This window comes from Flavobacterium restrictum (assembly GCF_007097245.1).
Lineage (GTDB): Bacteria > Bacteroidota > Bacteroidia > Flavobacteriales > Flavobacteriaceae > Flavobacterium > Flavobacterium restrictum.
This window is the reverse complement of the sequence record NZ_VJZT01000014.1, coordinates 59268-82747: the sequence shown is the minus strand read 5'-3', so window position 1 is coordinate 82747 and position 23480 is coordinate 59268. Positions and strand designations below refer to the sequence as shown.

Below are 23480 nucleotides of genomic sequence, written 5' to 3'. Positions count from 1 at the left end.
TAAATGGGGTTTTTAATTCTCTTGTGTGGAATCAATTTTCACAACGGCTACTTTCTTTATTTTGCTTTGCAAGATAGAATCTTTGATTTTTAATTCTAATTTCACTGCTTCAGAAAGTCCGCCTAGTTTGGCATATTGTCCTTGTAAACTTGTGTTTAAAATCCTAGTTTCAAGATCCGTTCTGGTTATTTTTTTTCGTAAAAATTTTTCAATCATCAAACTTGCAATTGGCCCAGCAATTGCGGCACCAAAACCACCATTTTCAACTAAAATAGCGATGGCAATTTTTGGATTATCTTTCGGTGCAAAAGCAACAAATATGGAGTGATCGTGAAGCTTGGTTCTTACGCCATCTATTTTGGCAAAATTCTCTGCAGTTCCCGTTTTACCGCAAATGTCAATTCCTTCCACCCGAAGTGCACTGGCAGTTCCAAAATTATATACGTCAAATAATCCACTAATCATTGGCGGGAAATATTTGCGATCTATGGTGGTTACGTGTTTTGTGGTAAACTTTTTATCAATTGCTTGTCCTTCTATTTTTTTGATGATATGAGGTGTAAAATAATAGCCTTCATTAGCAACGGTTGCCATCATATTTGCTAATTGTATGGGTGTCATAAGGACTTCGCCTTGACCAATAGAGTTGGATATAATGGTTTTGCCACTCCAACGCCAATCTGGATATATCTTTTTATAGGTTTTTGATGTTGGTACTTTCCCTTTTTTACCTATTGGCAAATCATACCCCATAAATTGACCAAGTCCAAAACTCTTTACGTGATTGCTCCATACATCTACTGCGTATGGGGAGCTTCTATATTTGCCAATAATACGTAAATATACATTTGCAAAATAAGTATTACAGGAGTTGTAAATTCCGTTATGCAATTGATGAGGGCCAAAACCATGACACTTCATAAAACGACCGGGAGCATAACTAAAACCATGATGACACATATAGGTAGTTTGCTCATTTATCACCCCTTCCTGAAGTCCAACAAGACCCGTTAGGATTTTAAACGGAGAGCCTGGTGGATATTCGGCAAGTAAGCCTCTGTCGTAGAGTGGTTTTGCTATAGAATCACGGTATAGAAGTGTGTAGTTTTTAGACCGTTGTCGGCCTACTAATATTGCTGGGTCGTATGATGGTGCTGTAACGAGTGCCAAAATTTCGCCTGTTTTGGGTTCGATGGCTACAATACCACCGCGTTTATTAATCATTAATTCTTCACCATATTTTTGAAGTTCAGAATCAATCGTTAATCGGATGTCTTCGCCTTGAACGGCTGTGGTGTCGTATTTTCCCTCTTTGTAAGACCCAATTTCTCTATTGTATTTGTCTTTTTGAATGTAAGTAACTCCTTTTATACCGCGGAGAATATCCTCGTAACTTTCCTCTACACCTTGACGGCCTATTAAATCGCCACTGTTGTAATACGGATTTTTGGCCACTAATTTTTCGCTTACTTGTGTGATAAAACCAAAAACATTGGCGCCATAATTTACTTCATAATCGCGTAAAGAACGTTTTTGAAAATAGAATCCTTCGAATTTTCTGATTTTTTCTTGGAAAGCAGCAAATTCACTTTTGTTCAATTGTGCCAAAAATACAGATGGTAATCTAGGGCTGTACACTTTGGCCTTGGCCATGCGTTTTAAATAGTCCTCTTGGGTAATAGCTAATAATTGGCAAAACTCCAAAACATTAATGTCCTCCTTTACTTCCTTTGGAATTACCATGATGTCATAGGAAGCTTGGTTGGCTACCATAAGTTTGCCATTTCTATCGTAGATGTACCCACGCTCTGGGTAATCGTACTTTATTTTGATTGCATTATTTTCGGATTTCAGTTTGAAGGAATCATCAATAATTTGCAAATAAAAAATACGAATAACTAGCAGAGAAGCTGCTATAATAATTAAAGCAGGCAACAAGACTTTTCTCATCTTTTGTTTGGCTTAATAAGGTATATGATGGTAACGCAAAGAATAATGGTAAAAACGGTACTTAAAAGAGTACGTAACAATACGTCTAAAATGATGCTAAATTGAAAGGCTTCTAAAATGAACAAAATCAAATGGTGCAATAAAACAGCTACCAAAATAAACGAAAAACGTTCTGGTGTTACTACATCATTGAGTTTTACGGTTTGGTATTCGTAGCTTAATCCAAAAGAAAATTTAAAAATATATGGACGTAAATAGGCTAAACTCAAACAAGCGGTGGCATGAACTCCGCCAGAGTTGCTAAACAAATCCATAATCAGGCCGAGTAAAAAACTGGACAGTAAAAGTCCTGTTTTGTTGCCATTTACGGGATATAAAATGATAAACAAAATGTAAGGAAAAGGACTAATATAACCTAAAAAATTCATGTTATTAAACACAATAACTTGAACGGCTAGTAGGAGAATGAATCGCAAAATATTAACTAATAAGGTACTATTCATCTTTTTCTAATTTTTCTAAATTAGTAACTTCCTCTTTGTCTTTGCTTTTTATAATATAGACATGTCCCAAATTCGTCATGTCATTAAATAACTTAACAGTAATGGTATAAAAATGGGTTTGATTGTCTTTTTCAATTTTGGAAATGGTTCCAATGTTGATATTTTCAGGAAAAATAACGGATTGACCTCCTGTTACTATAGTATCTCCTTTTCGAATCGCTGCTAAACGAGGCACGTCAATAAGTTGAACAAAACCAGTATTTTTTCCGTTCCAAATTAAAGAACCAAAATGATTTGATTTTTTTATTTTGGCATTTATTTGAGATTTTTTATTTAAAATACTAATTACAGTCGAATAATTTGCCGAAGTATTGTCAATAATTCCCACGATTCCTAAACTGTTTACTACGCCCATATCCGGTTTTACGCCTTGATTGGCTCCTGAATTTAAGGTCAAATAATTTTCCGGAACGCTGTAGGAGTTGTGAATCACTTTTGACACAATGATGTCTTGGGGTTTTACTCCTTTTAGACTGTCTAGTTTTGCAACGCTGGCAGTATCTTTTTTGTTAAATAAAAGACTTTTTAAGGTTGCATTTTCTAATGCTAATGCATCGTTTTCGGTTTTTAAATTCAAATATTCATTTATGTTATTTATTTTTTCATAAACACCGCCGCTCAAGAAGTTAGCGGAACTGATGACTCTACTTCGATGAAAAGAATGGGATTGAATAGTTAACGCCAACGAAATACCCAAAAGCAGCAAAAACAGCAATCTATTACTGTTTTTAAAGATAAAATGAAATATTTGCTGCATTGTATTAAATTAAAATTTTAAATAATTCAAATGTAAAATACCAAATCCCAATTCAGCAACATTTTTAACTAAATTGGGATTTCGAAATTTAGTCTTTGTTATTTTATAAGGATGCTTTTAAATTTTCCCAAGTTTTTCAAAGCCATTCCAGTTCCACGCACTACTGCACGTAATGGATCTTCGGCGATATAAACGGGTAAATCTGTTTTTTGAGAAATTCTTTTATCAAGACCTCTTAACATAGAACCACCACCCGCAAGATAAATTCCTGTGTTGTAAATATCAGCGGCTAATTCAGGAGGTGTTTGAGATAGGGTTTCCATAACAGCATCTTCAATACGTTGAATTGATTTGTCTAATGCTTTGGCAATTTCTCTATAGGAAACCTCAACTTGTTTTGGTTTTCCTGTAAGTAAATCTCGTCCTTGTACGGACATATCTTCAGGAGGTGTTTCTAGATCTTCTATAGCAGCTCCAATTTGGATTTTTATTTTCTCGGCAGTACTTTCTCCCACAAAAAGGTTGTGTTGGGTACGCATATAATACACAATATCATTGGTAAAAACGTCACCAGCAATCTTAACGGATTTGTCGCAAACAATTCCGCCTAATGCAATTACGGCAATTTCAGTTGTTCCACCACCTATGTCTACAATCATGTTTCCTTTAGGTTGCATGATATCGATTCCAATACCAATTGCAGCGGCCATTGGCTCGTGAATCAAGTATACTTCTTTACCGTTTACTCTTTCGCAAGACTCTTTTACGGCACGCATTTCAACTTCGGTGATTCCTGAAGGGATACACACAACCATACGCAGGGCAGGAGTGAACATTCTTTTTTTCAGAGCGGGTATGCTTTTTATAAACATACTAATCATTTTTTCGGAAGCATCAAAATCGGCAATTACACCGTCTTTCAAAGGTCTTATTGTTTTGATATTTTCATGTGTCTTTCCTTGCATCATGTTGGCTTCTTTACCAACTGCAATGATTTTGCCCGAGACTCTATCTCTAGCTACAATAGATGGACTGTCAATAACAACTTTGTCATTATGAATGATTAAAGTGTTTGCGGTACCAAGGTCTATCGCAATATCCTCGGTCATGAAATCAAAAAATCCCATAAGTTTTTTAGGGGTTTAAAAGTTAAAAATAATTAGGGTCAAAGTTAAACAAATTAATGTTTAAAATGACGTGTGCCCGTAAATACCATTGCAACTTTATTTTCGTTGCAATAATTAATACTCAATTCGTCTTTAATCGAACCTCCCGGCTGAATTACAGCTGTTATTCCTGCCTTTTTGGCAATCTCAACACAATCAGGAAAAGGGAAAAAAGCATCGCTTGCCATTGAAGCGCCTTCTAAACTAAATCCAAAAGTGTTTGCTTTTTCTATTGCTTGCAACAAGGCATCTACTCGTGAAGTTTGTCCTGTTCCAGAGGAAATTAAGGTTCCGTTTTTGGCAAAAACAATGGTATTCGATTTGGTATTTTTGCACACTTTAGAGGCAAAAATCAAATCTTCTATTTCTTGAGCTGTTGGTGCTGTAAGGGTAACGGTTTTTAAGTCGGCTTTAGTATCCGTGATGTTGTTTCTGTCTTGAACCAAAATTCCGTTCAAGCAAGTTCGCACTTGTTTTTGAGGTAAAGCAACTTCGTTTTGAACTAATATAATTCGGTTTTTCTTTTGTTCCAAAAGGGTAATAGCTTCTGGCTCGTATGCGGGCGCAATAACCACTTCGCAAAATAATTTATTGATTTCGGTCGCAGTAGCTACATCAATTTTGGTATTGGAAATCAAAACACCTCCAAATGCCGATGTTGGGTCACAAGCCAAAGCCGCATTATAAGCTTCGCTTATGGTGGTTCTAGTAGCCAGGCCGCATGCGTTATTGTGTTTTAAAATAGCGAAAGTTGAGTCGTTGCATTGCAACGTCTGTACTGGATTTTTTTTGAATTCAGCAATTAAATTTACGGCTGCGTCAACATCTAGTAAGTTGTTGTATGATAATTCTTTACCGTGAATTTTATTGAACATGGCTTCAAAATCTCCAAAGAAAAATCCTTTTTGATGTGGGTTTTCGCCATAACGTAGGACTTGACCATTAGCAATACTAGCTTTATAAATGGTTTCGTCGGTGTTGAAATAATTAAAAATTGCACCATCATAATGCGAAGAAATATGAAATGCTTTGGTGGCTAATACTTTTCTATCGGCTAGTGTTGTTGTGCCATTTTGAACAGTTATAAGTTCTAAAAAAGAAGCGTATTGATCTACCGATGAAATGATTACGGTGTCCTTGAAATTTTTTGCGGCAGCTCTAATTAGTGAAATACCACCAATATCAATTTTTTCGATAATGTCTGCTTCGCTGGCTCCCGAGGCAACTGTTTTTTCGAATGGGTATAAATCTACAATCACTAAATCCAACTGTGGAATGTTGTATTCCTCCATTTGTTGCACATCACTTTCGTTGTCTTGACGGTTTAGGATTCCTCCAAAAACTTTGGGATGCAACGTTTTTACTCTCCCACCAAGGATAGATGGATAGGAAGTTATGTCTTCAACAGGGATTACAGGAATGCCTAAATTTTTTATAAAATCTTCGGTGCCACCTGTAGAGTAAAAAACAACATTTTGTTCATGAAGTTTTCTTACTATTGGTTCAAGACCCTCTTTTGAAAATACGGAAATTAATGCGGATTGGATTGTTTTACTAGTGCTCATTGTGTTGTATTGTTATAAGTTGCAAAAATAGTTTTTTTTTGATTATAAAATTCAATCCTTTACTGTAACATTTTTATAAAAAGTAGCACCTATGGGTAAGGAGAAATTTATTAGGTTTTTGATTAAAAAATACTCAATTTTACGATAACAAAAATTCAAAAGATATGTTGGTTTACTTACGATTGTTAAAAGAGAGTTTCGGCTTTGCGATGAATGCTTTGCGCAACAATAAATTGCGAACATTACTTTCGTTATTAGGCGTTACTATTGGAATTTTTTCGATAATAGCTGTTTTGGCAGCCGTAGATTCTTTGGACAGAAAAATCACTAAAGATTTAAGTAGTTTAGATAAAAACACTATTTATTTAATGAAGTTTTCCTTTGGTCCATCGGATATACCGCAATGGAAAAGGGAGCAATTTCCTAATGTAAAGTATGATGAATATACCTATATGAAAGGGGCTATGACCAATACGGATCAAATGGGGTATCAAATTTTTACTAAAAGTGAGTCTATAAAATACGAGTCGAATACCGTGAGTTCTATAAATATTGTCCCTGTTTCCCACGAGTTTATTGATATTCAAGGGTTAGAATTTGAAAAAGGAAGGTTTTACAATGAATCCGAAGCCAATTCAGGATCGATGGTTATTGTTTTAGGAAATGAAATCGCTAAATCCTTATTTGAAGACGCGGAGCCTATTGGAAAAAATGTGCGTTTGTACGGAAAACGATTCACCGTTATAGGTGTTCTAAAAAAAGAAGGTGCTGGTTTGTTTGGCGATAGCAACGATACATCTGCGTTTATTCCTGTCAATGTCATTAGGCAATTGTATGGCGACAACAACGATAATTTGACCAATGTGATCATTTTTAAACCCGAAAAAGGGGTCGATATGGACGCTTACAAAGGCGAAATCTCTCAAAAATTAAGAAACTTTAGAGGATTGAAAGCGGGTGAAATGGATAATTTTTTCATTAATGTTTTTTCTGGATTTACTGATTTTATAGACGGGATTATAGGACAAATGAATTTAGTAGGGTGGGTTATTAGTGGGTTTTCATTACTTGTAGGAGGTTTTGGTATTGCTAATATTATGTTTGTTTCAGTCAAAGAGCGTACCAATTTAATAGGAATTCAAAAATCATTGGGTGCCAAAAACAGGTTTATATTGTTTCAATTTTTGTTCGAAGCCATCATACTTTCGGTGATAGGCGGTTTGATTGGTTTGTTAATGGTGTGGTTAATTGCTTTTGTATTAACCAAAGCGCTCGATTTTGAATTTGTTTTAGGAATGGGAAATATCCTTTTAGGAACTGGTTTGGCAGCTATTATTGGGTTGGTTTCTGGGATTTTACCCGCTATTGCAGCATCAAAATTAGATCCTGTAGAAGCCATTAGAACAGGAATGTAATCTTTCTAGTTTGTTTTTTGAAATAAAAAAGTCCCGTTTATGACGGGATTTTTTTATTTATTGTTACGGTTATGTTGTTGATTTTAGGAAAATATTAATTCAATATTTTATTTGTCTTTAGTTCTTGCAACTGGAATCAACAATCATTATTTTGTATTTCATAATAATGGTATTGTTTAGAATTTTCTATTTAAAAAAAGACTTTCCTTGCAAAGCTTGAATGAGTGTGAAAATCGACAAAAGCAAGTAAAGTAGTGCAATTGCTATTGTAGCTTTTGTGTTTTTTAATAGATAATAGGAAATTAATGGGATCACTTGTAGGGCATGCATGCCTATAAAATGAGCTATTCTTGGGTCTCCATATTTAGTACTCCAATTTAAAATAGGAATTCCAGCAGCACCATCTTCGCCACCAATAGTATGTGTTAATTTGGTCCCCATTACAAAACCTTCAAAAGAGAAAATAACAAAAATTACGATTCCCAGCCGTATGGACCAAACATAGTGATTAGGCAAATCATGAAAATTGGTAGTGAAAAATAACAAGCCAACATAGGCTGTGTAAAGGGTTGCCAAAGTCGCTGCTATTGCCATCATTGCATACAAAAAGGAATACAAAGAAGTACTAGTGTTGTAATGTGACAACTGCCCTTTGTTAGCTTGAATTGCGATATAAACAATTTCAAAACCTAATAAAATAATAATGGACCAATTAAAAAAACCGATATTAAAATCAGGAAGATAATAGCAATACCAAGCCATTGCCCAAGAATATAGGAAGGTCGACAATGCAAATTTAAAGGGTTTGTACCACGCACTTACGTTGTACACCTGAACAGTAGTTGTTTTGGTTAAAACCAAAAAAAGAGCAGCAAATACAAAACATAGTAATCCAAAATAGAACAAAGTTTCATTCCTTAATTTGATTGTTTCTAGGAATTGTATCATAATTATTTTTTGATAAAACGATCTACCAGAAAGTTTTTAGCTCTTTCTTGTAAATCGTTTTTATGCTTTACAGGTGTTTTTTAATTTTTTGACAAAACCATATTCGAATTTTACAAGGTTTCTTTCAGCCATTTATAAAATTCTTTTTGCCATACTTGTGCGTTTTGTGGTTTCAGCACCCAATGATTTTCTTCAGGGAAATATAGGAACCTACTTTTTATACCACGCAATTGTGCCGCTTGAAACGCTTCTTGCGATTGGCCAATAGGGACTCTAAAATCGTTACCACCTTGAATGATTAAAATGGGTGTGTTCCATTTGTCTACTAGTGTGATTGGGTTGAAAGTGGTATAGGTTTTTTGAGCTACTTTGTTGTCTTTTTCCCAATAAGCGCCACCAAAATCCCAGTTGTTAAAAAACACTTCTTCGGTGGTGCCAAACATACTTTGGGTGTTGAAAACGCCATCGTGGGCAATAAAAGTTTTGAAACGGTTGTTGTGAATTCCTGCGAGATAAAACACGGAATACCCGCCATAACTAGCCCCAACGCAACCCAGTCTCGCTTTGTCAACATAGCTTTCATTCGCAACAGCGTCTATAGCTGTTAAATAATCATCCATAACTTGTCCGCCCCAATCTTTGCTTATTTGCTCGTTCCACGCCACTCCATGTCCAGGCATTCCCCTGCGGTTAGGTGCCACAATTACATAGCCATTAGCCGCCATTAACGAAAAATTCCAACGGAAAGAGTAGCCTTGTGTCAAAGGAGATTGTGGGCCACCTTGACAAAATAATAAGGTGGGATACTTTTTGTTCGCATCAAAATTGGGTGGAAGAATAACCCAAACTAGCATTTTTTTGCCATCGGTTGTGGTAATGTACCGTCTTTCGGTTTTGCTTAATGTGAGTGTATTGTAGGTTGCTGTGTTTATATTGGACAATTGTTTCCAAGTATTTTTCTTGGGGTTGTACGAAAAAATCTCTCCTGCATGATTCATATCGGTTCGAGTCACAATAAGGTTGTCGCCAGAAAAACCTATTAAATCATTGACGTCAAAATCGCCATTGGTTACTTGATTCACGTTGATTGCGATTCGAGTTAAACCCGGAAAATTAACTTCAAAAACTTGTTTTGTGCCATCAATTGGTGCAATAAAATAGATTTTTTTACCATCGGCACTCCACATAAAATTATCGACTGTTCCGTCCCAATTTGCGGTCAGGTTGGTATTTATTCCTTTGAAATTAACGATAATATCATTTTTGTCCGCTTCGTAACCGTCACGTTTCATTTGCAACCAAGTCAAATCGCCCTTTGGGGAGAATTGTGGTGCCATATCGTATCCTAGATTTCCTTCGGTTTTATTGATGGTTTTTCCTGTTTCTAGAAAATATTCATAAATATCAGTATTGGTCGAAATAGCGTATTGTGTTCCCGCTTTTTTCTTGGATACATAAAGAATACTTTTGCTATCAGGCGACCAAATGTAATCTTCGTCGCCACCAAAAGGCTTTTGTGGACTGTCAAAATTTCCTCCTTTTAGAATATCAATTCCAGCTGCACCTTCCTTATTTTCTTTGTAAAAAACATGGTTAAATTTGCCTTCATTCCAGGTATCCCAGTGGCGGTAATCGAGTCCGTTATAAATTTGAACATTTGATTTTTGCAAATCAGGATAAAAATCTTTTCCGTGAACGTTGTCAATTTTCACTTCCTCATTGTAGACTATATAGTTGCCGTTAGGCGAGGTGTTTTTGTCGTTCAAAAGTGTTGCTGTACTGCTAACTTCTGTCGCAATACCACCGTTTATGGGCAAAATATACATTTTTGAAGTTGATTTATTTTCTTCGATTGAGGGTGTAGCTACTTTGTAAACTACGTTTTTGCCGTCTTTAGAAATACCCAAAGGAGTTACTCTGCCTAATTTCCAGAGTAGTTCAGGCGTCATTACGTTTTGTGCCATTGCATTCAAGCTTACTAGTGTCAGGGTTAAATAAATTACTTTTTTCATATTTGAATTGAATTAAATCAAGCCTTAAAATTACTGTTTATATTTCAAAAAAAGCAACACGATTCTTGTGAAGATTTATTTTTAACATTATTGTTTAAAAACCGCGTTGAGCGATGTATTAATTGACTAAAAATATTATTTTTATAAAAAAATTCAGGACATGCAATTAAGTTATTGGGAATTAAAAAACTGGTTTACCCATGTTGATTTCACTGTTGTTGGCAGTGGAATTGTGGGGTTGCATGCGGCTTTGCGTTTGCGCGAGAAATTTCCAGAAAGTAAAATTTTGGTTTTAGAAAAAGGAATGTTGCCGCAAGGAGCGAGTACCAAGAATGCAGGTTTTGCTTGTTTTGGAAGCCTTTCGGAGATTATTGATGATTTAAAATCACATTCCGAAGAGGAAGTTATTGATCTCATTCAAAAGCGAACCAAAGGCTTGCAACTGTTACGAAAACGTCTTGGCGATGCCGCAATCGATTATAAACCCTATGGCGGTTATGAATTATTTTTGGAAAACGACGACACTTTTTATTCGGAATGTTTGGGGAAATTGCCCTTTATAAATGAAATTTTGAATCCTGTTTTCCGAAGTCCTGTTTTTGCCAAAGAAGTCGATCGTTTTGGTTTTGGCGGAAGCAAAGAATATTTGATTTTCAATCCATTCGAAGCTCAAATTGATACGGGTAACATGATGCAAGAATTGCTTAAACAAGCGGTATCCCAAAATATTTTGATCCTGAACCAACAAACTGTCACCTCGTATTTAGAAAAAAACGATCATGTAGAAGTAGCACTTGGCGATTTTAGTTTTCCTACTAGAAAGTTATTATTTGCAACCAATGGTTTTGCAAGTGCATTAACTGGAGGGCAAGTAAAGCCTGCAAGAGCACAGGTTTTGATTACGCAACCCATACCCAATTTAGATATAAAAGGCACTTTTCATTTGGATCGAGGGTATTATTATTTTAGAAATGTAGGCGATAGAATTTTGCTTGGTGGCGGGAGAAATCTTGATTTTGAAACCGAGAATACTACTGTTTTTGGCGAAACAGAATTGGTGCAAAAAAAGTTGGAAGCGTTGTTAAAAGAAGTAATTTTGCCCAATCAAGAAGTAGCCATAGCCCATCGCTGGAGCGGCATTATGGGAATGGGCAACAGCAAGAAACCCATTGTCACGCAACTCTCTGATCAGGTGTATTGTGGCGTGAGGCTAGGAGGAATGGGAGTAGCAATAGGAAGTTTAATAGGAACAGAATTAGCAGATTTAGTATAATGGCAACCAAAATAACAGCAAAAAAACCACTGAAAAAACCAGTAAAAAAGAACGAAGCTACTTTTAAGACTAAAGTCGTTCGGTTCTTGTTCAAAGCCTTGTTGTGGTTTTTTGGGCTATCGATTTTCTTTGTAGTTCTTTTTAAATTTGTTCCCGTTCCGTTTACGCCTTTGATGGTAATCAGAGTCATCGAAAACAAAATGGTTGGCAAAGAAAACCAGTACAGTCACGATTGGGAACCTATTGAAAACATATCAAATAATTTACAAAAAGCGGTTATTGCCAGTGAAGATGGTACTTTTTTGAGTCATAATGGATTCGATTTTATAGCCATGCAAAAAGCCTATAAAAGCAACGAACGCGGTCGAAAAATAAAAGGCGGCAGCACCATCTCACAACAAACGGCCAAAAATGTTTTTCTTTGGCAAGGCCGAAGCTATATCAGGAAAGGACTTGAAGCTTATTTTACGGTTTTGATAGAAGTAATTTGGGGCAAAAAACGCATAATGGAAGTCTATTTGAACAGCATTGAAATGGGTGATGGGATATATGGGGCACAGGCGGCAACTCAATATTGGTACCGCAAGGATGCTGCTAGTTTAACACCCATTCAAGCCGCAGGAATTGCTGCCATATTGCCCAATCCTAGAAAGTACAAAGCCACTAGTTCGTCCTCCTATATCAATAATAGAAAATCCAAAATCATGAAAGTTATGCGTCATGTAGGTACTATTGAATATTAAATAGCGCCATTTTTTTCTAACGTTGTTTGGGTAAAAATAAAAATCCTGCAAGATCACAATGATTTTGCAGGATTTATTATTTGTGAGAAATTCTATTTTTTACCAATGGCAAACGATACCCCTAAATTCATAGAGACCATGTGTCCATTCAGGTTGTTGCTTACCTCCGAGTGATTTCCGTCCCAAGCCAAATGTTGTCTATAGTTGGTGTAGGAGCTAATGTCAAAATAAACAGATGTTTTATTAGTTACACGAAACATGGGAGTTAAGCCTATAACGAATCCACCAAAATAATCTGCACCGCCCACTTTAGGTCGAGCCACTGTTTTTACATTTTGAAAATGCGACACGTTCAAACCACCATGTAGCAATACGGTAAATCTTGGCTGCTCATTTTTGGTTTTAAAAAGCGTGTTTAAATTGATAATTCCTTGCAATGAAGTGCGGTATTGTGCTACTTCAAAGGGTTTGCTACGGGAATCTTTATTGTTTTTGTACAAATCAAAAGCAAGATCCATCTTGAACCCAATTAACTTGGAGTAATTGTAACGTGCGCCTATACTTATGGAGTTTAATTTCACATCCCCAAATACTTTGTCGTTTTTGGTTGCAAAATATCCATCTGTATACGGAGCAGTTCCTTGGCTATTTCCCGTTCCTATTTCTAATGCCCACTTGGGAGTAGGAATTTTGGTCTTTGTAGAGTCTATTTTTTCTTGCGAAAAAACGGAGCTTACTACCAATAGTAATAGTATGATTAGTTTGTTGTTTTTCATAAAAATAAGATCTGTTTAAACTATTTCGCAAATGTATTTAATTTATTTCTTTGCAAATAACCCGTTCTACATATATAACAATTTGGAAACATTGCAAGAAAATAAAGGTCGCATTAGAATCTCTTTTTTTATAATTCAGGCTTGTTTCTTTTTATTATTTCTCAAGTAAATTGTTATTAGTTAGTTGTTTACAGGACTTTAAAGCTGGGTTTTACCATTGGTTTTTTAAATTATGAATTGTTAATTTTAAGCTAACATTCCCTTTCTGATTTTATATTTATTTTGCATTTATAATTTAAAATACAGATATGAAGTTTTTTTACACCTTTATTATAGTACTAGTATCCCAATATTTTTTTGGTCAAAACGGTACAATCAGTGGAACTGTTCTTGATGATGCCAATGGTCGATCATTGCCAGGGGTTAATATTATTATCAAAGATTTGAAATTAAGCACATCGACAGATCCTGATGGGAAATTTGTTTTTAGAAACGTTGCTCCGGGTACCTATGAAGTGGAACTTTCGTTTATTGGTTTTAAACCAAAAGCGATTTCAGAGGTGGTGGTAAAACCAAATGAAAGCACTACGTTGAACACCACGCTTGCTGAAAACAAAAACGAACTTAACGAGGTGGTAATTACAAGAACGAAAGCCAAAACCGAATCGGTTAAGTCGTTATTAGTAGCTCAAAAAAATAACGCAAGTGTATCTGATGGTATCTCTGCCGAAACGATTAAACGTACGCCAGACAAAACTACATCGGATGTTTTGAAACGGATTAGTGGTGCTAGTATTCAGGATAATAAGTTTGTTATTATTCGAGGGTTGAACGACCGTTACAATGTTGCTTTCCTAAATGGTGCGCCGTTACCAAGTTCTGAACCCGATAGAAAAGCGTTCTCCTTTGACATTTTCCCGTCTAATATGCTTGATAATTTAGTAATTACCAAAACCGCTTCGCCAGATTTACCGGGAGAATTTGCTGGGGGTGTTATTCAAATTAATACCAAATCAGTTCCGGATAAAAATTTTCAAACCCTCTCTGTAGGAACGGGTGTCAATACCATTACCACTTTCAAAACACAAAAAACCTACAAAGGGAGTGGGACGGATTGGTTGGGTTTTGATAATGGAGCTAGAGATTTACCATCGTCAGTACCAAACACTACCGAATTTAAGGAATTGACCTATGAAGAAAGAGCTGCAGTTGCTAAATCATTCCAATCAGATTGGAGTGTTCAAGACAAACGTTTTAAACCCAATGTAAATTTTCAATATTCGATAGGACATCATTTTGATTTCAAGGACAAAGTTTTGGGTGTTATGTTTTCGTTTTCCAATAATCAGTCTAAAAATTACAATGAAACCAACAGAAATGATTTTGAAGGTGGTGATCCTAATCATCCTGAAATCCCTACTGTTTTGGTTTCTAAATATGGAGATAAAAATTATATCGAGCAAGTTTTAACAGCAGGATTAGCTAACATCTCGTTAAAGTTTAATGAGAATCATACACTTACTTTTAAAAATATTTACAGTATTAACTCGACTGATTTGTTTGTGGAGCGTTATGGACAAAAAGATGTGAATGACTTGCGATTTTCAAGTTCTAATGTTAGGTGGTTTACTAGTAACAAAATTTATTCGGGACAACTCAACGGCGAACATTATTTTGCACAACCCAAAATTAAATTCAATTGGACTGGTTTTTACAGTAACATCAATAGATCCATTCCTAATTTAAGAACTAATAATTATTCTATTACTGATCCAAGTAGCACCATTCCTGGTGAAACGATTCCTGTAGCTCAAGTTGGTGATGTTGCGGGTAGTCCAAGTACCTCTGCGGGTGGTATGTTTTTCTCGGAAAATAAAGAGTCCATTTCTGGTGGTAAAATAGATATTTCTAGACGTTTTAGTATAGGCGAAGATTTTATTAACGAGATTAAAATGGGTGCATTTACACAAAAAAGAAATAGAGACTTTTTTGCTCGTCAGTTGTATTATAATAAGTATTTATTGAATAACGGGCCAAAGTTTCAGGATTCGTTGTTGGAGCTGCCAGATGCTTCGATTTTTAACCAAAGTAATATGGGGATTGTTTCTCCAGGCAAAACAGGGTTTACGTTATATGATGATACAAAACCTACCGATGCGTATCAAGCAACCTCAAGTTTGAATGCTGCCTATATCATGTTAGACAACCGGTACAAAAGTTTTAGATTAGTGTGGGGATTTCGTGTAGAGGATTACAAGCAAACTTTGGATTATTTAGATATGTCGAGTATACCTTCTAATTCTGATAGAACGCAACAAGATTTTTTACCTTCGGCTAATTTAATTTACTCTATAGATAAAAAGCAAAATCTTCGTTTGAGTTATTCTAAAACCTTGAACAGACCAGAATTTAGAGAATTAGCCCCTTTTGGGTTTTATGATTTTACAACTAAATTTTTCACGAATGGAAACCCAGATTTGAAGATTGCTAGCATAATAAACTGGGATTTTAGATATGAATTGTATCCAGGCAAAGGGCAAATTGTATCGTTTTCTTATTTCAACAAAAAATTTATAAACCCAATCGAAATTCAGCGAAACGTTAATAACAATGAGGTTATTTATAAAAATGCCGCTAGTGCCAAGAACAGTGGTATTGAGTTAGAATTCAGAACCTTATTGAGCTCCATTTTCAAGTATGAAAACGCAACTATTCTGGATGATTTGACCTTGTTTACCAATCTAGCTGTTATAAAATCAAAAGTGGATGTTTCTAATCTTGCCTCTGGAAATCCTGAAAAATCAAGACCCTTGCAAGGACAGTCTCCTTATATTTTTAATGCAGGTTTACAGTATATGAACAAGGACAATGGTTGGGCTGTATCTTTAAATGCTAACAGAGCGGGCAATAGAATTGCGGTGGCATCCAGTGAACTTAATCCAGCCTTGTGGGAAAAAGGAAGAACGTTTCTAGACATGCAAATTGCCAAGTCATTATACAAAAACAAACTGGAATTGAAGTTTAATATTCAAAATTTATTAGCGCAGGATTTGATTTTTTATCAAAATAATTTCAAAAACTCGGTAGATTATGGTACACTAGAAACGCTTGCGAATCATGTTTTTACGGGTGATTATCATTATGAAAATGGATTTAATGCCAAGGATGATGATGAGATATGGAGAACAAAATTTGGTAGAACGTTTTCATTAACCGCTACTTATAATTTTTAAATTAATCAATAAATTGGGTTAGAATACTATAGGTCTAGATATACAAAAAGGAGCACATTTTAAGAATGTGCTCCTTTTTTTGTTCCAGTCTATGTTGTGAATACCAAAGCGAGTTGCGATATATTTTAATCCTAACACGAACTTTTATGGCGAACCAGAGCCCTAGGCTCGGATTATTTTATTGGGCTGGACTTTAGTCCAGTTTGCTATAGATTTAGTTGTACAAAAAGGAGTACATTTTAAGCATGTGCTTCTTTTTTTTGTTCCAGTCTATGTTGTGAATACCAAAGCGAGTTGCTGTATATTCTAATCCTAACACGAACTTTTATGGCAAACCAGAGCCCTAGGCTCGGATTATTTTTGTAGGGCTGGCTTTAATCCTGTTTACGTTAAATATAACTGTCATTTTTATTGTTTTGTTCCTAACCTAATGATTATAAATAGTATAAATTAAGATTTTGTAGGCTCGTTTTTATTGCTTTTTGTGTTGCTTAACCTAGATTTTACATTTCTTCTTGGTTGCTAACAATTAGTTAACTGTAGCTTTCTTTTTATTTAATTTTTAGTTAGCATTCGTTTTACCCATTGAATATAGCTTTGTCCTGTTTAATAAAAAACACCAAAAAAATGAAAAAAAATTATTTAATTGCAATTTTGGTACTTATTGCCAACCTTGTAAATGCTCAAATTGAGCAAACCTCTTATCGAGGTGCTTTTGCTCCGGCTCCCACAGCAATGTGGACAGATAGCTGGACGAATTACGACCCGCAGAATGCCACTTATGGCGATGCAACAGTTACTGTTAGTGCTGATATTACAGCTAACACGACTTGGACTACCGGTAAAGTATATGCTTTATCAGGTTTGATTACGGTAAGAAACAATGCAATTTTGACAATTCAACCTGGTGTTATTGTTAGAGGGGCTGGTACTGGTGCTGCGTTGGTAATTACCAAAGGAGCAAAAATTAATGCAATTGGTACTGCTGCTAATCCTATTGTATTTACTTCAAACAAAGCTGTAGGTTCTAGAAACAAAGGCGATTGGGGAGGAATTATCCTTTTAGGTAAAGGTGCTTTCAACTTGAACAATGGTGTGAACAACATCGAAGGTCTTACTGCATCTGTGTACACAGAATACGGTGGAGGTTTAACTCCGGATAATACAGATAGTTCAGGAACATTAAAATACGTGAGAATTGAATTTGGTGGGTATGTATATGCACCAAACAATGAAATCAACGGATTGACAATGGGAGCTGTAGGTAGCGGAACTACTATTGATTATGTTCAAGTATCTTTTGCAAATGATGATGCTTTCGAATGGTTTGGTGGTGCAGTAAACTGTAAACACTTGGTGTCTTATAGAAATTTAGATGACGATTTTGATACAGATAACGGATTTAGCGGAAACGTTCAATTTGCTTTGGCAATTAGAGATCCACAAATTGCTGATAATCCATCTGTTTCTACTTCAGAAGGTTTTGAGTCAGATAACAATGCTACTGGAACTAGTGCAACTCCAGCAACAAGTGCTATTTTTACAAACTGTACTTTGATAGGACCATCTTACAGAGTTTCATCATTGACTAACGGTGGAACATTAGCTTCGGGTTACAAAAGAGGGGCTAGAATAAGAAGAGCTTCTCAATTGAAAATTTTCAACTCTTTGTTCATGGATTTTCAAGAAGGAGTTCATATTGATGGTGTAGCTGCCGAAAATAATGCAGTTGCAGGAACATTGAAATTCAAAAACAACATTTTGGCAGGAATTGTTACTACTTCAAAAGTGATACAAGTAACTTCTCCAGGTACTATTACAGCAGGAAATAATGCTGCATTTAATATGACAAATTGGTATACTGCTAATGGGAACTCAACTGTAGCTTCAAATTCAGGTTTGTTGGCAAACGCTTATGGTACAGATGCTACTACATATACAGGATTAGATTACAGACCAGCTTCAGGATCAATTGTTGAAGAAGGTTCAGATTTTACAGATAGTGCTTTTACAGGAAAATTAATTGCTACTACAGTAGTTGCTGATGCTATTGAATTTACATCTTATAGAGGTGCATTTGCTCCAGCTCCTACAGCAATGTGGACAAACAACTGGACAAACTACGATCCACAAAATACAGTTTACTCTGCTACAGGAATTACTGTAAGTGGTGAAATTACTGCAAACACAACTTGGACAACAGGTAATACTTACTTGTTGCAAGGTTTGACTTATGTTAAAAACGGTGCTACTTTGACCATTCAACCAGGAGTTACCATTAGAGGTGCTGGTGTTGGTGCGTCTTTGATTATTACCAAAGGATCTAAAATTAATGCAGTGGGTACAGCTACAAGCCCAATTGTATTTACATCAAACAATGCTGCAGGTTCAAGAAACAAAGGAGACTGGGGAGGAATTATCCTTTTAGGTAATGGTTCTTTCAACTTGAATAGTGGTGTTAATAATATTGAAGGTATTACTGCATCAGCAGATACTCAATATGGTGGAGGTTTAACTCCAGATGATGCTGATAATTCAGGTACTTTGAAATATGTACGTATTGAATTTGGTGGATATGTATATGCTCCAAACAGCGAAATCAATGGTTTGACAATGGGTGCTGTTGGAAGTGGAACTACAATTGATTATGTACAAGTATCTTTTGCAAATGACGATGCTTTCGAATGGTTTGGTGGTGCAGTAAACTGTAAACACTTGGTATCTTATAGAAATTTAGATGATGATTTTGATACTGATAACGGATTTAGTGGTAAAGTACAATATGCTTTAGCAATTAGAGACCCACAAATTTCTGATAATCCATCCGTTTCTACTTCAGAAGGTTTTGAATCTGATAACAATGCTACTGGAACTTCTGCAACTCCTTATACAAGTGCTATTTTTACAAACTGTACTTTGATAGGACCATCTTACCGTGTAGGTTTGACCAATGGTGGAACATTAGCTTCAGGTTTCAAAAGAGGGGCTAGAATCCGTAGAGCTTCTAAATTGAGTATCTACAATTCTATCTTTATGGATTTTCAAGAAGGACTTCACATAGATGGTGTTGCTGCTGAAACAAATGCTGTAAATGGTGATTTGAAATTCAAAAACAACATTTTAGCTGGTATTGTTACTACTGCAAGAGTATTGCAAGTAACTTCTCCAGGTACACTTACAGCTGGTAATAATCCTGCTTTTAACATTACCTCATGGTACGCTGCTAATGGTAATACTACACAAGCTGCAAGTGCTGGTTTGTTAACTTTACCATACAACACTGACGCTACAGTTTACACAGGATTAGATTATAGACCAGCTACAGGTTCAGCTGCATTGTCTAATTCAAACTTTACAGGTTTAGTTTCTAAAATTGCTCCAGTTGTTGTAACTCCTGTTAATTTATGTAAAGGTTCAGTAGCTACAGCTTTGACAGCTACTTTAGCTGGTGGTGTTTCATTAAAATGGTACTCTAAAGATGTAACTTACAAACCAGCTGTAGGTACAGCTGCACCAGTTGCGATAGTAGATGTTCCTTTAGCAACTGCTCCAGTTCCTGCAACTACAGTTGCTCCTTCAACAAAATCCTATTTTGTTTCTCAAGTATATGCTGATGGAACAGAAAGTCCAAGAGCTGCAATTGTTGTAAATGTAACTCCTATATTAGCTACTCCAGGTACAATTACTGGAACTACTGCTCAAGGTGCTTTGGTAGGAACTACAACTACAGCTACTTACACTATCGCCGAAGTTGTTGATGCTGTTTCTTATCTTTGGACTGCACCATTAGGAATGAATATTGTTTCTGGTCAAGGTACAAATACGGTAACTGTTAACTTTAATAATGTTCCTACAGGAGCTGGTTCAATAGGAAATATTTCTGTTGCTGCTGTAAATGCTGCAGGATGTAACAGTCTTTTCAAAGTTTTAGCACTTACTAAAGCGTTACCAGCTGCTCCAAGTGCTGTTAAACTAACAGATGCTTTATTGCCACTACCAGTTTCTGGTATTCCTACAGCTGTTTCAAGTTTTGCTAAATACATGGGTCAATCTACTGTATTAACTATTACTGCTACTCCAGTTGCTACTGCTACTTCTTATGTTTGGGAATTGCCTACAGGTGTAACTTTGTTATCTGGTGCTACTACAACATCAGGAGTTACTTCTGGTACTTCAAATGTAATTACTGTTAATTTTTCAGGTGTAACTAGTGCAAATACGTTTAATTATTTAACAACTGCTACTGTTCCTGTGTCAACAAACGTATTGCGTATAGGTGTTAAATCTAAAAACGGAACAGGACTTTCTGTAACTTCAAATGCAACTGCTGTGAGTCCTACAACTACATCTACCGCTAAACTGTTGACTTTGAAAGCTGTTTTGCCTAAAGCGCCATCTGCAATAAAATTGACTAACGATGCTGTGAGCACAGTTACTGCGGTAACCGCAATTAGTAAATTTATTGGTACAAGTACTCCATTTACTTTGACTGCTACTGCTTCATTGCTTGCATCTTCTTATTCTTGGGAATTGCCAGCGGGTGTTACTCAATTATCAGGTGGAAATTCAAATGTAATTACTGTTGATTTTTCAGGTGTTGGTGCTGGTACTACAGCTTTATACATTGGTGTGAAAGCGGTAAACGGTATTGGTTCATCTGTAACAGTTAATGCTGGATTAGAATCTACTGCTAAATTATTAAAATTAATTACTGCTGTTCCTGCTGCTGTATCTGTTGTGACAGGTCAACTTACTGCATTATGTGGTAATGGATCTTATGACTATACACTTACACCATCTCTTTTAGCTAGTTCTTATGTTATTGCTGCTCCAGAAGGTTCAATTGTTACTTCAGCTAGTAATCCTGATAATACAACTAATGTTTTAGCTACATCTGATTTGACTTTTTCAGTTAAATATAACGGATTAGTTTCTACTACTGCTGCTCCTAAATACATTACAATTGCATCAGTAAACGGAGTTGGAACTAGTGTATTAAACAAATCGTTAAAATTAGTTACTGGCTCATGTTCAGTTGCAAGACAGGATTCATCTACTAAAGATGTGGTTACTGTAACTGCTACTGAAGTGTATCCTAACCCAACTTATGGTAACTTTAATGTTGATGTTGTAGCTTCAAGAGCAGGTGTTCTTGAAATGACTATCTACTCTTTTGATGGTACTGTAGCGGTTAATACTAAATCAGTACAATTGCAAGAAGGAAGTAACACTATTAGCGAAGATGTATCTTCATTAAGAAGTGGTATTTATTTAGTTCAGTTAGTGAATGCTGCTAACAATGAAGTGATCGTTAAAAAAATGATCAAAAAATAATTTTAAGTTAAATATGAAGGCCGTCATTCGTGGCGGCCTTTTTATTTTTTTTGCTTTAAGATTTTAGTTCTTTTTAGCATATTTTGAAATAATTAGAAAGACTGCAAAACAGTTTCCTTTCAAAATAATCTAGAGTAACCTGACGTACTTGTATTATAAAATAGCTTACCCAATAAATTTATTTATTTGAGTAAGATATTTTCGTAATTTTAAGGCTTCGGTTTTTAGATTTTTAGTTGCATATAAAAAAAGTTTTTATATGCAAGTGTAAGCGAAAAATGCAGTACAGATTAATTCTTTGAAACATAATAATAGCCAAAAGATTAAAGCGTTTTGTTACCCATTAAATTGGAATCCATGCGTTTCCAAAATTAATATACAAACGAATACTGTTGCTCTGTTTTAAATACTTAAGTAAACCCTTCATTCTTTAGGCAATTATTTACTTTTGTACTATCAAATTTTTTAAATACCATAATTTGAACATGTTGAATACTAACACCAGAATCTATTTATCCTCTCCGCACATGAGTGGTGCCGAGCAAAAGTATGTCAATCAAGCTTTTGATACGAACTGGGTTGCTCCATTAGGGAAAAATGTAGATGCCTTTGAAACGGATCTAAAAAACTATCTGGATCCTAAAGTTTATGTTACCGCTTTGTCCTCTGGAACTGCTGCCATACATTTAGGTTTACTTCTTTTGGATGTAAAAGCGGGTGATGAGGTTTTGTGCCAGTCGCTTACCTTTACCGCATCAGCAAATCCTATTTTATACCTCAAGGCCATTCCTGTATTCATCGATAGTGAGCCTGATACTTGGAATATGTGTCCAATCGCATTAGAAAAAGCGATTATTGATAGAATTCAATTAGGCAAAAAGCCAAAAGCTATTGTTACCGTTCATTTGTATGGCAATCCGTACAAAGTGAATGCCATTAGAATCATAGCCGAAAAATACCAAATTCCCATTCTAGAAGATGCTGCCGAAGCCCTGGGAAGTTCCTATAAAGGTCAAAAATGCGGTACCTTTGGTGATTTGAGTGTTTTGTCTTTTAACGGCAACAAAATTATAACAACATCTGGTGGTGGTGCCCTAATAAGCCACACCGAAAAAGAGAGAACCAAAGCCATTTTCTTGGCGACACAAGCTAGAGACAATGCCATACACTATGAACATTCAGAACTAGGGTATAATTATAGATTGAGTAATATATGCGCCTCCATTGGTCGTGGACAAATGGAAGTTTTAGACGAGCATGTTGCTTTAAGGCGTGATATGAATGCCTTTTACAAAAAATTATTTCAAGACATTCCCGGCGTTTATGTGCATGATATGCCTAGCGAGGATTACTTTTCTAACCATTGGTTAACGGCTATTACCATTAATCCAAACCAAAGCAATGGCATCACTGCTACCGATTTGCGTCTGGCTTTTGAAGCCGACAATATCGAGTCACGACCGCTCTGGAAACCCTTGCACCTGCAACCTTTGTACCAAGAATATCCGTATTATGGCAACACAGTTGCACAAGATTTATTTGATATAGGTCTTTGCCTTCCTTCTGGTTCTAACCTAACCGATCCGGAACGTAAAAGAATCAAAAACGTGGTAAAAGATCTTTTTAAAATCAAAAAAAAGATAGCAAGTAAACCCGTTGTTGTCAGAAAAAATCGATTGTTGGATTTTAATTCTTTTGCTAAACTCTTCCTAGGAGTTCATTTTAAAACTACTTAATAGTGAGCG

At 35.7% G+C, this 23480-nt stretch carries 14 protein-coding genes; 6 read left to right on the top strand and 8 right to left on the bottom strand.

Going from position 1 to position 23480, the window contains the following annotated elements; translation table 11 throughout:
- Positions 1 to 12 precede the first annotated feature (12 nt).
- The 5 genes from mrdA to purH form a co-directional block, all read right to left on the bottom strand.
- Entirely contained in the window at positions 13 to 1950 is a 1938-nt protein-coding gene (gene mrdA, locus FNW21_RS12870) for a penicillin-binding protein 2 (RefSeq protein WP_144257162.1), read from the bottom strand.
- Positions 1947 to 2453: a rod shape-determining protein MreD gene (locus FNW21_RS12865; protein ID WP_144257161.1), complete on the bottom strand. Its 507-nt coding sequence runs from the start codon at positions 2451 to 2453 to the stop codon at positions 1947 to 1949. The genes mrdA and FNW21_RS12865 overlap by 4 nt, the downstream gene beginning before the upstream one ends.
- Positions 2446 to 3270: a rod shape-determining protein MreC gene (gene mreC / locus FNW21_RS12860; RefSeq protein ID WP_144257160.1), complete on the bottom strand. Its 825-nt coding sequence runs from the start codon at positions 3268 to 3270 to the stop codon at positions 2446 to 2448. Before mreC ends, FNW21_RS12865 begins: the two co-directional genes overlap by 8 nt.
- 98 nt (positions 3271 to 3368) lie before the next feature.
- Complete coding sequence (locus FNW21_RS12855) at positions 3369 to 4397, bottom strand: rod shape-determining protein (RefSeq protein ID WP_144257159.1); 1029 nt, start codon at positions 4395 to 4397, stop codon at positions 3369 to 3371.
- Positions 4398 to 4450: 53 nt separating this feature from the next.
- Entirely contained in the window at positions 4451 to 6001 is a 1551-nt protein-coding gene (gene purH / locus FNW21_RS12850; protein ID WP_144257158.1) for a bifunctional phosphoribosylaminoimidazolecarboxamide formyltransferase/IMP cyclohydrolase, read from the bottom strand.
- Positions 6002 to 6165: 164 nt separating this feature from the next.
- On the opposite strand from purH, the gene FNW21_RS12845 reads away from it, so the two are divergent.
- Positions 6166 to 7416 (top strand): ABC transporter permease, encoded by a 1251-nt coding sequence (locus FNW21_RS12845; RefSeq protein WP_144257157.1) that lies wholly within the window; start codon positions 6166 to 6168, stop codon positions 7414 to 7416.
- 186 nt (positions 7417 to 7602) lie between these two features.
- Here FNW21_RS12845 and FNW21_RS12840 read toward each other — a convergent pair whose 3' ends face one another.
- A complete protein-coding gene (locus tag FNW21_RS12840; protein WP_144257156.1) occupies positions 7603 to 8364 on the bottom strand; it encodes a hypothetical protein in 762 nt (253 codons plus the stop codon).
- Positions 8365 to 8474: 110 nt separating this feature from the next.
- Positions 8475 to 10376: a S9 family peptidase gene (locus FNW21_RS12835; protein ID WP_144257155.1), complete on the bottom strand. Its 1902-nt coding sequence runs from the start codon at positions 10374 to 10376 to the stop codon at positions 8475 to 8477.
- A 160-nt stretch (positions 10377 to 10536) separates the two neighbouring features.
- On the opposite strand from FNW21_RS12835, the gene FNW21_RS12830 reads away from it, so the two are divergent.
- On the top strand, positions 10537 to 11649 hold the full coding sequence (locus FNW21_RS12830; RefSeq protein ID WP_144257154.1) for an NAD(P)/FAD-dependent oxidoreductase: 1113 nt from the start codon (positions 10537 to 10539) through the stop codon (positions 11647 to 11649).
- Positions 11649 to 12392, top strand: a complete 744-nt coding sequence (gene mtgA / locus FNW21_RS12825; RefSeq protein ID WP_144257153.1) for a monofunctional biosynthetic peptidoglycan transglycosylase — start codon at positions 11649 to 11651, stop codon at positions 12390 to 12392. Before FNW21_RS12830 ends, mtgA begins: the two co-directional genes overlap by 1 nt.
- Positions 12393 to 12484: 92 nt before the next feature.
- Here mtgA and FNW21_RS12820 read toward each other — a convergent pair whose 3' ends face one another.
- Positions 12485 to 13168, bottom strand: a complete 684-nt coding sequence (locus tag FNW21_RS12820; protein ID WP_144257152.1) for a hypothetical protein — start codon at positions 13166 to 13168, stop codon at positions 12485 to 12487.
- Positions 13169 to 13476: 308 nt separating this feature from the next.
- Between FNW21_RS12820 and FNW21_RS12815 the strand changes: the two genes are divergently transcribed.
- The 3 genes from FNW21_RS12815 to FNW21_RS12805 all read left to right on the top strand — a co-directional run bounded on the left by FNW21_RS12815 (position 13477) and on the right by FNW21_RS12805 (position 23471).
- Complete coding sequence (locus FNW21_RS12815; protein WP_144257151.1) at positions 13477 to 16401, top strand: TonB-dependent receptor; 2925 nt, start codon at positions 13477 to 13479, stop codon at positions 16399 to 16401.
- A gap of 627 nt (positions 16402 to 17028) precedes the next feature.
- Positions 17029 to 21735, top strand: coding sequence for a beta strand repeat-containing protein (locus FNW21_RS12810; RefSeq protein ID WP_144257150.1), 4707 nt, complete (start codon positions 17029 to 17031; stop codon positions 21733 to 21735).
- A gap of 485 nt (positions 21736 to 22220) precedes the next feature.
- Complete coding sequence (locus FNW21_RS12805; protein WP_144257149.1) at positions 22221 to 23471, top strand: DegT/DnrJ/EryC1/StrS family aminotransferase; 1251 nt, start codon at positions 22221 to 22223, stop codon at positions 23469 to 23471.
- Positions 23472 to 23480 lie beyond the last annotated feature (9 nt).